The organism is Desulfuromusa ferrireducens (genome assembly GCF_055389805.1).
On sequence record NZ_AP042415.1, the window covers coordinates 1,817,755 to 1,830,834 of the forward strand.

The 13,080-nt window shown below is 52.9% G+C and carries 10 protein-coding genes; 4 read left to right on the plus strand and 6 right to left on the minus strand.

From position 1 onward, the window contains the following. Positions 1 to 105: 105 nt before the first annotated feature. Both ACZ5PT_RS08205 and ACZ5PT_RS08210 read left to right on the plus strand, forming a co-directional pair. Entirely contained in the window at positions 106 to 459 is a 354-nt protein-coding gene (locus ACZ5PT_RS08205; protein WP_464266328.1) for an ArsR/SmtB family transcription factor, read from the plus strand. Next, the gene (locus ACZ5PT_RS08210) at positions 443 to 2,614 is read left to right on the plus strand and encodes a heavy metal translocating P-type ATPase (RefSeq protein WP_464266329.1); all 2,172 of its coding nucleotides are present in this window, start codon (positions 443 to 445) and stop codon (positions 2,612 to 2,614) included. Before ACZ5PT_RS08205 ends, ACZ5PT_RS08210 begins: the two co-directional genes overlap by 17 nt. Before the next feature lie 142 nt (positions 2,615 to 2,756). Here the strand turns inward: ACZ5PT_RS08210 and ACZ5PT_RS08215 are convergent, their stop codons facing one another. Then, positions 2,757 to 4,088, minus strand: a complete 1,332-nt coding sequence (locus tag ACZ5PT_RS08215) for a tetratricopeptide repeat protein (RefSeq protein ID WP_464266330.1) — start codon at positions 4,086 to 4,088, stop codon at positions 2,757 to 2,759. Positions 4,089 to 4,338: 250 nt separating this feature from the next. Between ACZ5PT_RS08215 and ACZ5PT_RS08220 the strand changes: the two genes are divergently transcribed. After that, the gene (locus tag ACZ5PT_RS08220; RefSeq protein WP_464266331.1) at positions 4,339 to 4,902 is read left to right on the plus strand and encodes a HEAT repeat domain-containing protein; all 564 of its coding nucleotides are present in this window, start codon (positions 4,339 to 4,341) and stop codon (positions 4,900 to 4,902) included. 382 nt (positions 4,903 to 5,284) lie between these two features. Here the strand turns inward: ACZ5PT_RS08220 and ACZ5PT_RS08225 are convergent, their stop codons facing one another. The 3 genes from ACZ5PT_RS08225 to ACZ5PT_RS08235 all read right to left on the minus strand — a co-directional run bounded on the left by ACZ5PT_RS08225 (position 5,285) and on the right by ACZ5PT_RS08235 (position 10,097). Continuing rightward, positions 5,285 to 6,595 (minus strand): HD-GYP domain-containing protein, encoded by a 1,311-nt coding sequence (locus ACZ5PT_RS08225; protein ID WP_464266332.1) that lies wholly within the window; start codon positions 6,593 to 6,595, stop codon positions 5,285 to 5,287. After that, entirely contained in the window at positions 6,585 to 8,189 is a 1,605-nt protein-coding gene (locus ACZ5PT_RS08230; protein WP_464266333.1) for a HEAT repeat domain-containing protein, read from the minus strand. The genes ACZ5PT_RS08225 and ACZ5PT_RS08230 overlap by 11 nt, the downstream gene beginning before the upstream one ends. Before the next feature lie 72 nt (positions 8,190 to 8,261). Continuing rightward, the gene (locus ACZ5PT_RS08235) at positions 8,262 to 10,097 is read right to left on the minus strand and encodes an AMP-dependent synthetase/ligase (protein WP_464266334.1); all 1,836 of its coding nucleotides are present in this window, start codon (positions 10,095 to 10,097) and stop codon (positions 8,262 to 8,264) included. Between the two features lie 64 nt (positions 10,098 to 10,161). Here ACZ5PT_RS08235 and coaE point away from each other — a divergent pair, with 64 nt between their 5' ends. Continuing rightward, on the plus strand, positions 10,162 to 10,770 hold the full coding sequence (gene coaE, locus ACZ5PT_RS08240; RefSeq protein ID WP_464266335.1) for a dephospho-CoA kinase: 609 nt from the start codon (positions 10,162 to 10,164) through the stop codon (positions 10,768 to 10,770). A gap of 81 nt (positions 10,771 to 10,851) precedes the next feature. Here coaE and ACZ5PT_RS08245 read toward each other — a convergent pair whose 3' ends face one another. Continuing rightward, entirely contained in the window at positions 10,852 to 11,259 is a 408-nt protein-coding gene (locus ACZ5PT_RS08245) for a hypothetical protein (protein WP_464266336.1), read from the minus strand. 52 nt (positions 11,260 to 11,311) lie between these two features. After that, entirely contained in the window at positions 11,312 to 12,748 is a 1,437-nt protein-coding gene (locus tag ACZ5PT_RS08250; RefSeq protein ID WP_464266337.1) for a choice-of-anchor F family protein, read from the minus strand. Positions 12,749 to 13,080: the final 332 nt, after the last annotated feature.

Below are 13,080 nucleotides of genomic sequence, written 5' to 3' on the forward strand. Positions count from 1 at the left end.
AGGCACCTCGGTCCGCTGCTCATCAATAACCTTACTTTGCCCTTGACGATTGCTGCAGAATTCCTTCATAATCAACAACTGAACAGTTATTCATATGAGGTGAGAATGGATAAAGATATTTGCCAGACAACCTGCGTCGACCAGCAGCGGGTTGACCGGGTTCTACAGACTTTGCCGGAACCGCAGTTTTTGTTGGCTGCAGCGGAAATATTTAAAATGCTAGCCGATCCTAACCGGTTGCGATTGTTGCATGCTCTGGGGCAGGAGGAAATGTGTGTGTGCGATCTGGCGGAACTGGTTGATACCAGCGCCTCGGCGGTATCGCATCAGCTCCGCTTACTGCGTACCGCGCGACTGGTGAAATATCGCCGTGAGGGAAAGATGGTTTATTACCAACTCGACGATGAGCATGTCGGGCGTTTGTTGCAGGAAGGGTTGCGTCATGCCGAAGAAGGTTGATTGCGGCAGTTGTTATTGTGCTCCGGCGGCGGAAGAGGATTGCCGTGACGAGCAGGCTACGTCCACGCTGCCTAAATGTCGCTTTGTTCTGCAGGGGCTGGGGTGCGCCTCTTGTGCCGGCAAAATAGAGGCTGCGGTCCAGGAATTGCCAAAGGTCAGCGATGCCTATCTCAATTTTACCGCTGGCAGCTTGCGTATTGAATCAACACGTCCCTGTCACCAATTACTCGAAGAAGTGCGAGAAATCGTTGAACGCTACGAACCGGGGGTGAGCGTACGCCCTTGGCAGGAGGCGGGGCAGACCCAACCGGGCAAACATATCCGCAGCCAGTTGTGGAGGTTGGCTGGGGGTGGTCTGCTGCTGATTGTCGCTCTGCTGATGGAACGCTACCTGTCGCAAGGGGCTGCGCTGGTTTGTTACCTGCTTGGCTATTTGTTGGCCGGCGGTTCGGTTTTGTTGGCCGCATTCAGTACCCTGCGGCGTGGTGGCTGGTTCGATGAACATCTATTGATGTCGATCGCTACCATCGGTGCGTTCGCTATTGGCGAATACCCGGAAGCGGTGGCCGTGATGCTCTTTTATCTACTCGGCGAAATTGTCCAGGGGCGGGCGGTTGACCATTCGCGGCGCGAAATCGCTGCCCTACTTGATATCCGTCCCGACAGTGCCAATTTGCTTGAAGGTCAACAGGTGCGGGTGGTCAATCCCGAGACCGTAGCTATCGGACAACTGATTCTGGTGCGTCCCGGTGAGCGGGTGCCGCTGGATGGGATCATCATCGACGGCGAAGCGCTGCTCGACAGTTCGGCACTGACCGGCGAATCGCGCCCACGGCGCAAGAGTGTTGGTGATGAAGTGCTTGCTGGTATGATCAACGGTTCGGCAAGCCTGACCCTGCGTGTTGTCCGTCCACTCGAGCAATCAACCTTAGCGAGAATCATTGATCTGGTTGAGAATGCTAGCGAAAACAAGGCCAACACCGAACGTTTTATCACCCGCTTTGCACGGGTCTATACCCCGCTGGTGGTGCTGGCTGCCGCCCTGATCGCACTTCTGCCGCCGTTGTTTGTCGGTGGTTGGGGTGACTGGTTCTACCGGGCGCTGATTTTCCTGGTCGTTTCCTGTCCCTGTGCGCTGGTCATTTCCATTCCGTTGGGATTTTTCGGCGGTATCGGTCGAGCCTCCAAGCAAGGAATTTTGGTCAAGGGTGGAAATTGTCTGGAAGCCTTGGCCCAGGTGGAGATGGTGGTATTCGACAAAACCGGTACCCTGACCCGCGGAGTCTTCGAGGTTCAGCAAGTTTTAGCGGCGGAACCGTTTAGTGCCGACGAGGTTTTGCAGTTAGCCGCCCTGGCTGAGATCGATTCAGGCCATCCGATTGGTTTGTCGATTCGCAGTAAGTATGGTCAAAAACTCAACCGGCAGCGGATTAAACAGCTAGAAGAACGTCCCGGACTCGGGATTTCACTGCTGATTGATGAGCGGCCGGTATTGCTCGGTAATCGCAAGCATCTGCTCGCTGCGGGTATCCAACCACCGTCAATTGAAGAGGTTGGTAGTCAAGTTTATCTTGCCGTTGATGGTCGCTATGCTGGTGTGTTGTTGATTGCCGATCAGTTGCGCGATGGTGCTGTAAATGCCGTCGCCCATTTGCGCGATTTAGGCGTTCGCCAGATTATCATGCTCAGTGGTGATCGGCAGCAGGAAGCCGAACGGGTCGCCAAAGAGCTGAAATTGGATGGCTGGAAAGCGGAACTGTTGCCAGATCAAAAGTTAAGCGCGCTGGAAGTCTATCAGCAGAAATGTCGGCAAGGCCGGCTGGTGATGGTTGGAGACGGGATCAATGATGCGCCGGTGCTGGCGCGGGCCGATGTCGGCGTTGCCATGGGTGGCCTGGGGAGTGATGCGGCCATCGAAGCAGCCGATGTGGTGTTGATGACCGATGAGCCGGAGAAATTAGTTACGGCGATCGAGACCGCCCGCTTGACCCGGCGGATTGTCTGGCAGAATATTTCTTTGGCTTTTGTCGCCAAGGGTGGGGTGATGCTGCTCGGTCTGTTCGGCATGGCGACTATTTGGCAGGCTATCTTTGCTGATGTTGGCGTCGCCCTGCTGGCAGTGCTCAATGCAGTGCGGATTATAAAGGTGAAGTAAACTACTTTGTGAGACGTTGTGGAAGGGGACGGGCTTGCTAAATAGGAAAACAGAGCCCCCTTGTTTTTGATCCGACAATGATGGAACACGCGTGGCGAATAGACGCGATTTGAGAATTCTTCTAGCAGCTGTTCGATCGTTTTTAGTCTGCACTGCTGTTGGTTACAACGTCTTCTTTAAGTGCGCGACCTAAGCGCAAGGCAGCTTTTTGAAAGCGCAGGGTGTCCGGTTGTAGCTTGGTGGCCTGCTGAAATGCTTGCAACGCTGCGGGGCGATTGTCTGCTATCTCATGCGCTTTGCCGAGCCAATAGATTGCTGCTGCATTTTCTGGGTCTTTTTGGACCCGAAGCTTGGCGTCTGATAAGGCCGTTCGCAGATGATTCTGAGCGTTTTTAGTTTTTTTCATCAGCTTGTAGGTGCGCACCAGGGATAAGTTGGTGGCAACACTATACGGATTTTTCTGCAAGAATTCAAAATCGACATCCTCTGCTTTTTTCAGAAATTGTTGCGCTGTTTCCTGCTCGTCAATTTGCCGGTAACACCTGTAAAGGTTGCGCAATACGTCTGTTTGTTGTGGTTTTTTCTCCAGCACCAATTGATAAAGTGTGGCCGCAATATCCCACTTCTCATGCCGTTTGTACCGGTCGGCAAACTTTTCGACCCCGTTCATATAGCGGCTCTCAATTTTCGGGTCCAAGGTCGGAGAAGCGTACCCGGCGGCGGTGGTGGCCAGGGCCAGGGTAAACACGCAGACCACCGTTGCGACCGTTTGTCGAGCGAGTCGGACCGATTCGATTACTTCCCAACTGCCGTCGCGCGGAAGCTCTTTTTGCTGCCGCAAAGCCAGCAGATAATTTAGGGTCATGATAGCTAATGCCAGGGGGATCAGAACTTCAGCGACTTCAGCTTCGTTGAAACCGAGCAGGCCAAGTTCAAGGCCGCCACTCAGGACAAAAAAGGGCCAAAGGTAAAACGGTGGGAAGGGGAGTCCCCTGTCCACCAACCAAAGAGCGAACCGCCAGCGGAGCCGAACCAGATAAGGGTACAGCAAGCCGTAACCGATCAGGCTGGCAGCGATCCCATATTCCAGTGCTTTTTTTGTCCAGGTGCTGATGGGGCCGGTCAGAAAATTATGCAGGTTGGTTTCGTTCTGCAGGTTATGTTGTTTAAAAAATTCCGGCGTAGAAACGTCGAAAATTCTCTGCCCCCAAGATATCTCTTCACCGACAACATAAAAACAGGCCAGCGCAAGTACGGCAAAAAAAAAGCGATATCTGGATTTGTTAAGCGCCACTTTGAATGAAAGAGCCATCGTTGTAGCAAAAAGAAAAACCTGCGCCCACTCACCGACCAGATCTTCATAGGTGGCGACGATATAGGCGAGGGGGAACTGCGCAGCCATGAGGATATAGCCACCGACAATGGCGATAAAAATTCCCCAGGCAACAATCAGGTGAGTTTTGCTTTTGAGCATGAAGAAGAAACCCCCAGCGTATTGGATGTACAACTTAAGACTGTGTTATCCGGATAACGGGACAATACAGCAATTTGCTGTTGCTAATAAAGTAAATAAGTGACAAATTCTCTGGGTTTTAGCAAATATTTGTGAGCCGCTCTATGCTTAAGAGTGGCTCTGGGCTAGAATTGATTGGTATAGACTGATTTATTTCACTGCGCTCGCCGATGTTGCTTGCGGCGCGGGCGTGTATTGAGGAGGGCCGATAGTGCTTGAAGATAGACGCGTTGCTTTACAGGCATTGTTTAACGATCCTGACACGCAGGTGCAGCAGGCGGCTGCGGCAGCCCTTGACGCTATTGAAGCGGTGGCCAATCTTGATCACTTGTTGGCTCAGTTGCAAAATGGCGAACGTGGTGAACGCATCGCTGCAGCCTTTGCCTTGGAGCGGGTTAACGCTGCCAGGATTTACCCGTCATTACTGGCCGCGTTAAGAAGTGATGATGCCGATTTGCGGCTCGTGGTGACGCAAGTGCTCGGAGCGAAAAAGCACCCGAAGACAATCGCTGCTCTGATCAAGCTGTTGGATGATCCTGAAAGTGGTATTCAAGTTGAGGCGGCGCGGGCATTGGCGGGATTTGCCGACCGGCGGCTGCCGGAATATCTGGCTCCGCTGCTTAAACGTCAGGAGCAGGTTGCTTTAGCAGCGATAGAAAGTCTCGGTGTGTTGGCGTTTCCTGAAGGGGAACCAGCCCTGTTGGAGGCATTGCAGGACAAGCGGAGTGCGATCCGCTGCAAGGCCGCTGAGATGCTCGGAATGGTACATTTATGAGCGATCTGCTGTTTTGGAACGATAGCATTAATCCCTAGCCTGACCCCGCAAAGTTTCGTTTTTGGAGGGTTAGATTCGTCAGGTCGCCTTGAAAAATTGTGATGACGAGTGTTCTGTGGGTACTCTTGTGATCATCCCCTGTTTCCTGTCCCGGTAGAGATCATTCAACTACAAGCTCCGTTTCTGAGGTCCATATATCCGCCACAAACCGCACCCAAGCCAGGGTTGTGAAGTTTGCGATTTACAACTCGAAACAGATAGGCCGGTTTGATCCCGGCGAGGATCTCGACGATCATGATTACAATCGTTCGTCCCATCACCCTTTGGGTGCTCTTTTCATTCTGTTTCGGGTGCCACAAGAATCCTTATCTAGCTACTCGCTTTAAGGTAGGTAATCCTCCAGACTGATTCCTCTGAGTGCTGGATCGACTTCAGCGATAATACTGCTACTGTCGGGAAAATTGATCACCGGAGGTTCTTCATTTTTTTGCCCCGATGGGCTAAAGATGATTTTCATAGTCAGTGAGCCGGGCTGTTGTTGGTTCTGATCGCAGACCAAGCCGATGCTGCTATCTTTGATCCGCACCAGGGTGCCAACCGGGTAGGGGCCAAGGTAGTTGAGAAAATTCTCCAAATATTCCGGGTGCAACTGGGTTCCGCTTAGTTCCTGCATCATTGCCATGGCCTGTTTTGGGGTCCGGCGACGCTGATAGCAGCGGATGGTGGTCATGGCGTCGTAGGTGTCGGCAATGCAGGCGATATCGGCGAGCGGATTGATGGTCTGCGCCTGCGAGACGGCCGGGTAACCGGTGCGGTCGAAACGCTGGTGATGACTGTTGACGATATCGATTACTGAGCTCGATGTCCGTTCCATCTTCGCGACGATTTTCGCTCCGTTAACCGGATGCTGCTTCATCTCCTCGATTTCTTTATCATTGAGCTTGCCTGGCTTGGCGACAATCTCGTGAGCGATGGTCATCTTCCCCAAGTCATGCAATAGGCCACCCAGGCCCAGTTCGAAAAGTTGCTTGTTCGGCAGACCGCAGGCTTTACCTACCGACATGGCAATAACCGAAACATTGACTGAATGGCTGAAAGTGTAGTTGTCGTAATCTTTCAGCATTGCTAGTGCGAGCAGCGCAAAAGGTTCTTCAAGGATTGTTCTGACCATCCCTTTGACAGTTTTGATCACTTTGCCGGAAGAGGGAATCCGCCCAAGCCGGACGTCGTGACAAACTTCGTTGACTGCTTCGAGGGCTTTTTTGTAGATCGCTTCGGGGCTGAGAAGTTCATCATCTATTAGGGTCGCGCGGATCTCTGTCACGCCCATTTTTTCAAGCCGTTCGGGAAATTCACCACCGAGAAGTTGCGGTAGCTCCTGGCAGAGGATCAGCAGTTGTTGCTGGTCTACCCCAGGAAGCAGCTCGAGTGCCTGTAATTGTTGTTTTTCCAGCAGGCGAACCAGCTCCTGTAGGGCCGGCAGCTGATCAAGGAAGGGAGTGTTGTTCAGCAGTAAAGTGCCGTCAAGTAGGCCGATGGTGAGTTTTTCATGCTCTTTGAGCAGGCTATTTAGGGTTGAAATTGAAGTGTTTAGCTGTTTTTTAATTTGGGGGTGCTCGGCAGGGTAGAGGCGTAAGCCCTGTAGAATTGCGGTAATACAAAAGGGGAGTTGTTTTAATTGCTTAAACGACATTTTGTGCTTTCTTTAGTTGTGCTGTGGCCTGTTTCAACGCCCTGCTGACCGGTCCTTTGTCCGATTTAGGCAGCTGGTCAAGAACTGGAATCAGGTGGCTGTTGCCAAGTTGCCCCAGAGCAATAATCGCCTCGGCGCGCAGCGTCTCGAGTTTTGCGCTGTTTAACATGTTCGCACGTCGAGCCAATTTAAGGAGTGGGATGATTGCCTGAGGCGACTTGGTCGCTACGAGGGCCTGGATAACCTCGATCTTTAAACCGGTCTTTTTACCGAAGATGTCTCTTTTTTTCAGTATTTCGACCAGCGGTGGAATCGCCTGCGGATTGCCAAGGGTGCCGAGTGCCATAATTGCCGGTTGGTGTAATTCGGTATTTTCGTCGTGAGCCAACTGCAGCAATAAAGGAATGACCGCATTGCTGCCGATGGCTCCCAAAGCGCGGATCACGGCGCGTCGGACACGGACTTCTGGATAATCAATGGTCCTTTCCAGTAGCGGCAGAGCCGTTTCCAGGCGAGTTTCACCAAGAACCGTGACCGCATTACGGACACGGTACCAGATATCGCTGCGAAGGATGTCTTCGAACCGTGCAAATGTCGCTTCCCCCATTTTGGCGAGAATAGCGGTGTAGTAGCGACGGAGGATGGCATCCCGTTCGGCGTTGAGACGCTGAATCAGCTCCGGGACGATTTTAAGTTCTAGCCCGACCAGCAGTTTGCCCAGTGCTCGGCGTTGAGAAGGCTTGAGGCCGTACTCGGCGACCGCATTGACCAGCAAAGTTTTGATGGCGTCGTCAAGCAGGCGGTCGGTGAGGTCGGTTGCACCTTGCTGCTGGGCGTGGTTGCGGTTTTTATCTTTGCGCTGAGTTTCCAGTAGGCCGATAAGTGCCAGGCAGCCGATGAGTCCCGTTTGGCGGAGGAAATCGTCCGCAAGGGGACGGATCTTGTCCAACAGTTGGGCGTATACATGGTCCTCTTGTGGTTCTTTGAGGTGCTCAAGCAGGTCCCGCATTTGTTCGATCACTGAGGTTTGATTCTCGTTGGTTGCAGCGGAAAAGCTTTGTTCTTGCGCGGGCAGTTCTGAGGGCTCGTTTTCCGTCAGGAGAATCTCAGGTTGACCGTTTTCCATTTTATAAAGATTTTTCAGTACAGCTTCGAGGTCGGTTTCGTTGATCCAGATCGATTTGATTTTCTGCTCGGCCAGATGTTTGATCAGGCCACCGGTCTTAAGCAACTGCTCGGTCGGACGGGACAGTTGCTCAGCAAAAATCAGCAGTTCGAAATTTGTCAGTTCCGGTAAAAACAGCAGGTGGCGAACCTTGCGCTCGACAAGCTTTACAGCCAGTTTCTTAAGGCTAAGGTTTTTTGGAGCCAGGGGGACAGTATCGAGGTTGAAGCCGTCCTGGGTGACGTGGTAGGGGCGGGTGTCGTGCCGCTCCAACAGCGGTCTGAATGCATCGCACGTCTCTTCTGCTGCTGCGGTCAGTGCTGGATGGTCGGCTGGATAGAAAGTCAGCGCCTTGGTCAATTTGATCAGACCGGTCAAAGCTGTTTCCAGGTCGAAGGCTAAAGCTAGTTCTTCCGCAGAAGGTTCCATGGCAATCGTCGTCTCATCCGGTGCACGGTGAATTTCACTAAAATTTACGGTATTTTAAGGCCTTTCTCATAATTACTCAATAGGAGATTCGGAATCAATGACACAATAACTGGTATCGTGAATTGCTTCATCCGTTGGACGGTATAAATCCTCCAAAATATGGGCAAAGCGTTGGCCGACGATATTGCGCTTTATTTTTAACGTCGGAGTCACTTCTCCTTTTTCTCCACTGAAGTCTCGTGAGAGTAAGGTGAATCGTTTAATTTGTCGATATGATGGCAGGCGATGCTGCAATTTATCGATACGTCTGCGTGCCAGGTTTAAAACTTGAGGATGGTTGACGAGATCACAGAGGTCGAGAAAATCGATCTTCTTGTAGGCTGCATATTTCTGTAAAGCATCAAAGTCAGGAACCACCAGCGCGGTCAGGTAGGGTCGATGATCGCCGTAAATCATTACACTACTAATAAATTTGTCGGTTTTGAGCAGGTTTTCCAACTCCTGTGGAGCGATGTTTTTACCGCCCGCAGTCACGATGATATCTTTTTTCCGATCGGTGATGATTAGGAACCCGTCGTTGTCCAGGGTGGCGATGTCGCCGGTGTGGAACCAGCCGTCTCTCAGTGCTTCTGCGCTGCGCTCCGGTTTTTTCCAGTAGCCGTGAAAGACATTCGGACCTTTGACCAGCAGTTCGCCATCTGCGGCAATTTTTGTTTCCACATTCGGCAGTGGCGGGCCGACACTGCCGAGGCGATGTCGACCTGGATAGTTGACGGCAATGACCGGTGAGGTTTCTGTCAGACCATAGCCTTCGAAAATTGGGACTCCGGCGGCGAGGAAAAATTCGGCGATCCCTTTGACCAGTGGTGCTCCACCGGAAACGAAAAAGCGTAGTCGGCCGCCGAGTCGTTCTTTGATTTTACAGAACACCAGCTTTTCAAAGATAGCGAGCAGTTTGTTCTGCAGCGCGGTCGGAGCCAGACCCTGCTGTTCGCCGATAACTTTCTGCCGACCCACCTTGATCGCCCAGAAAAAAAGATGCTTTTTCAGCCAGGGGCCAGTCGTGACCCGCTCCAAAACCCGGTTGTACATTTTTTCGTAAAGTCGAGGCACGCTGATGACGATCGTCGGCTTGACTTCGACTAAGTTGGCCGGAACCGTATCGATGCTTTCGGCGTAGGCAATAGTGACCCCTTGGTGCAACATCAGGTAGTAGCCGGCCATCCGTTCAAAAATATGCGACAGCGGCAGGAACGATAGGCATTCATCCTCCGGGCCGACCTCTATCAGCTGACAGCAGGCTTCGACATTGGAAAGGATATTGTCATGACTGAGCATTGCGCCTTTGGGCGGGCCGGTGGTTCCGGAGGTATAGACCAGTGTGGCCAGGTCTTGACGTTGCCCCGCTTGCAGGAGCTCATCTAACTGGCCAGGTTTTGTCTGTCGCCCCAATTCGAGAAAGCTTTCAAGGGAGAGGATTCCTTCCGTTTCTGAGGTCCCTTCAAGCAGGACAATGATTTTTAGCAGCGGGAGTTGTTCCCCGTGGTGTAAGATTTCGGTGGCCTGTAGCGCAGAGTGCGTAAAAACTATCCGACACTCGGCATCGGTCAGGATATGGACAATTGTCTTCAGTCCTTCGGTGTGGTAAATGGGAACGGTGCGCGCTCCGATAGACATGATTGCCAGGTCTGCATAGGCCCATTCCGGGCAGTTGGGGGCCATGATTGCTGCTTGTTGGGCCGGTTGAATTTCCAGCGCCAGCAGGCTGTTGGCAAAGGCGCGCACCTGTTGGCCCAATTGCTGCCAACTGATATCTTGATATCTGCCGCTGGTCTTACGGCGCATTGCGGTGCGGGCATTAAAGCGATTAATTCGGTCGAAAACCATTTGCGGCAGAGTTTGAGTCATGAGCACCTCCGACTGCAGGCAATGTTCGGTTAGCTCCAAAAAAAACTGATAGGTTAATTCTACCATGTTGGTAAACAATTTGATTCTTGGCATCACGGGAAATATTGCTTCGGGCAAGAGCATGATCGCTGCCGCACTCGCCCGTCATGGGGCCGTGCTGGTCGATGCGGATCAGTTGTCCCGGGAGATTGTCGCTCCGGGCAGTCCGGTTTTAGGTCAGTTGGTGGAACGGTTCGGCGCTGATATTCTGCTTCCGTCGGGAGGATTGAATCGTGAAAAATTGGGGCAGATCATCTTTGCCGATAGTTGTGCCCGGCAGGAGCTAAATCAGATGACCCATCCGGCGATTGCCGCGTTGGCGGTTGAGCGGTTGCAGAAACTCAAACTAACGCCGGGTATTCCGCTGGTGGTTTACGAAGCGCCGCTGCTGTTCGAGGCTGGAGCCGAGGGGCGGGTAGACCGGGTGCTGGTGGTCAAGATTGATCCGCAGGTGCAGTTGCGGCGGTTAATGGCTCGGGATGAACTGGACGAAGTTGCGGCCCAGCAGCGGACTGCGGCGCAGATGTCGCAAGCAGAGAAATTGGCCCGCGCTGATTATGTGATCGATAACTCGGGGACGGTCGAAGAGGCGTTGCAGCAGGTTGCGGAACTGTGGAAGAAAATCGTGAAATGAACCTACTATCTTAACCACGCTAAAACACAGCGGCTGGCGGAATCTTCCGCCAGCCGCTGTGTTTATTGATCTGTTCAGCTCTTAGTGATGGTCGCTGTCATCATCACTATCACTATCGCTGTCGCTGTCGAAACGGTAAACCGGGACTTCAACATCAGGTAGCTCGACATTCGGGCAGTCTCCGCCAACTTCAACCTTGGACGACCAGTAAATGCCAGTTGCGTAGGCCGGTGCGTTCCAGGCGAATTCAAGATTTGCCGTGCGACCTTCGCCCAGCCAGGAAACCTGGCAGAGCTGGCCGATTTTGGTTCCGGCATTGTCATAGCCGGTCAGCTTAACGGCGGCACGAACGCTGTCGTTGCTGTTGTTCTGTACCGAAGCCTTGATGGTGGTGGCCTGGTTTTTTTGTACCTGAGTGCCGGCGTGAGCCAGGGTGACGGTCACGAGGGCGACAACCATCGCCAGTAAAATCATTTTTGCTGTTCTCATTTTATCCTCCAGATTTTCATATCTAGTTTTGTCATTCGATTACTTAAGACGCTTACGGCAGAACCGTGGTCGGTGCCTCGATGAAGACGATAAAGTCAGCAGGAGAATCTGTGCCAGGCTCTTGCGTCGCTGTGGCTGCGTCGAAGGTCGGCGTCATGCGGATGGTGAAGCTGGCGTTGCCATCCGCATCGGCGGTCGGCCAGGCAGCAGCGTTACCGACCGCGATGTAAGAGTTGATGTTGACGTTGGCAAAATCGTCGATGTCGCCAGGAATCCAGAGTGGATTCGCATCCCAGGCAGTGATGACGTCGGCGGGAATAACCGTCCGGTTAAGATCGCGGTTGTTAGGATCTACGCCGGAGGAAGCGGGGATAGTCCAGGTGCCGTCACCGTTGTCGATCGGCACGTATGACGAGCGGTAGGTGACCCATTCCCCTTGGCAGCCGGCTGCGCCACCTTCGGTTTGAGCAACTTCTTCGTTAAATGCGCCGTCGCAGGTGGCGACCAGGGCGTTGTCAGTGTAAATAATGCCGTCCATGTCGAAGTAGTAAGCACCCTTCGGCTGTTGGGCTGGCATCCACTCACCGAACAGGTCGGTATGTGCCGGGTGCATGCCAGTGGTGGTGATGTAGGTTTCGCCAGCTTCCAGAGCGAAGTTGGCACGAACGTTGGCGTTGAAGTAGCCGGCGGAGGTGTGGTGCTTGTCAGGTGCGCCGAACAGGCCGTGAGCAACCAGTGAGTCGAGCTCGCCCTGGTTGGCCATGCTGCTTGCGGTCGGGGCGTCGTTGTCGAACTTGGCGCCGTTTTTTAGGGCAAAGGCGACGCCTTGACCTGGAGTCGCTTCGACGAAGTTAGCGCCTTTACCGAAACCGAGTTGCTGGGTGTAGCCGCTGACGCGCTCACCGGTCTGGTTGCCGTACTTCTGCAGGACACGGTAGATGTCTTCCTGACCGTTAGCGCTAACCTTGAAGGTCAGGTCGATCGGGGCATCGAGTACGTAGCTGACAATCTTGAAGCGCTTGCTGGACTGCCATGGATCGGAACACTGCTTGAGGTCAACACCCCACCAGTCGCTCATCTGCGTTGCGGTCGGAGTGGAGTCAGGATTCCAGCCAGCCGAGGTGATACAGTTGTCGCCGGTCTCGTCATCACCAGTGACAACGCTCAGGCCAGGACCCTGGGTGTCGCGTTCTTTCCAGGTCATGGCACCGTTCGGCAGGTAGTTAACGCCGCCGGCATACTTTGAATATCCGCTTGGCATAAAACCGCCTGTGGCGACAGCGCTGGTGTTCGGATCGATCAGGGAGCCGGGCGCAACGTAGTTGTAGGCATCGAAGACCAGGCCTGGGTTGGTCACGTTGGTCGGGGCCATTGGGGTGACATCGGACTGGTCCCATTCGGTGATCACAGCGGACTGTGCAATACCGGCTGTAAAGAGGAGGCCCGCTAGGGCCAGGGCCAATTTGGTCAATCTTTTCCTGTTTTTCATTTTATCCTCCGGATTCGGATTGTCGGGAACAAACTACCGTGATGTACCTATGTGCACTGTTAAGAGATGGCAGCACACTCGATTAATTTTCTCATCTATAAGGCAAGGCTTATGCCAGCTCGGAGATAATGTTTAAGTAATCGTAATAGTTGAATAAAAGTATAGCCGCTGAAATAATGGACTTTTGCTAACGATGCAACCAGGGTTGCAGGGAAGTGCTGATAGTCCGCTAACTGGCTAAAACACAAAGGTTTTGTCGAGGGCAACCGGAGTTGTCAGTGCAACTTAGGTTGCGATGTTCTTGATGGGCGGTATCGGTAAACAATGTTGTT

Excerpts from the sequence above, each read along its gene's own strand:
- ACZ5PT_RS08205 (WP_464266328.1), top strand. The coding sequence starts at position 106 with ATGGATAAAGATATTTGCCAGACAACCTGCGTCGACCAGCAGCGGGTT.
- ACZ5PT_RS08210 (WP_464266329.1), top strand. The coding sequence starts at position 443 with ATGCCGAAGAAGGTTGATTGCGGCAGTTGTTATTGTGCTCCGGCGGCG.
- ACZ5PT_RS08215 (WP_464266330.1), bottom strand. The coding sequence starts at position 4,088 with ATGCTCAAAAGCAAAACTCACCTGATTGTTGCCTGGGGAATTTTTATC.
- ACZ5PT_RS08225 (WP_464266332.1), bottom strand. The coding sequence starts at position 6,595 with ATGTCGTTTAAGCAATTAAAACAACTCCCCTTTTGTATTACCGCAATT.
- ACZ5PT_RS08230 (WP_464266333.1), bottom strand. The coding sequence starts at position 8,189 with ATGGAACCTTCTGCGGAAGAACTAGCTTTAGCCTTCGACCTGGAAACA.
- ACZ5PT_RS08235 (WP_464266334.1), bottom strand. The coding sequence starts at position 10,097 with ATGACTCAAACTCTGCCGCAAATGGTTTTCGACCGAATTAATCGCTTT.
- coaE (WP_464266335.1), top strand. The coding sequence starts at position 10,162 with ATGTTGGTAAACAATTTGATTCTTGGCATCACGGGAAATATTGCTTCG.
- ACZ5PT_RS08245 (WP_464266336.1), bottom strand. The coding sequence starts at position 11,259 with ATGAGAACAGCAAAAATGATTTTACTGGCGATGGTTGTCGCCCTCGTG.
- ACZ5PT_RS08250 (WP_464266337.1), bottom strand. The coding sequence starts at position 12,748 with ATGAAAAACAGGAAAAGATTGACCAAATTGGCCCTGGCCCTAGCGGGC.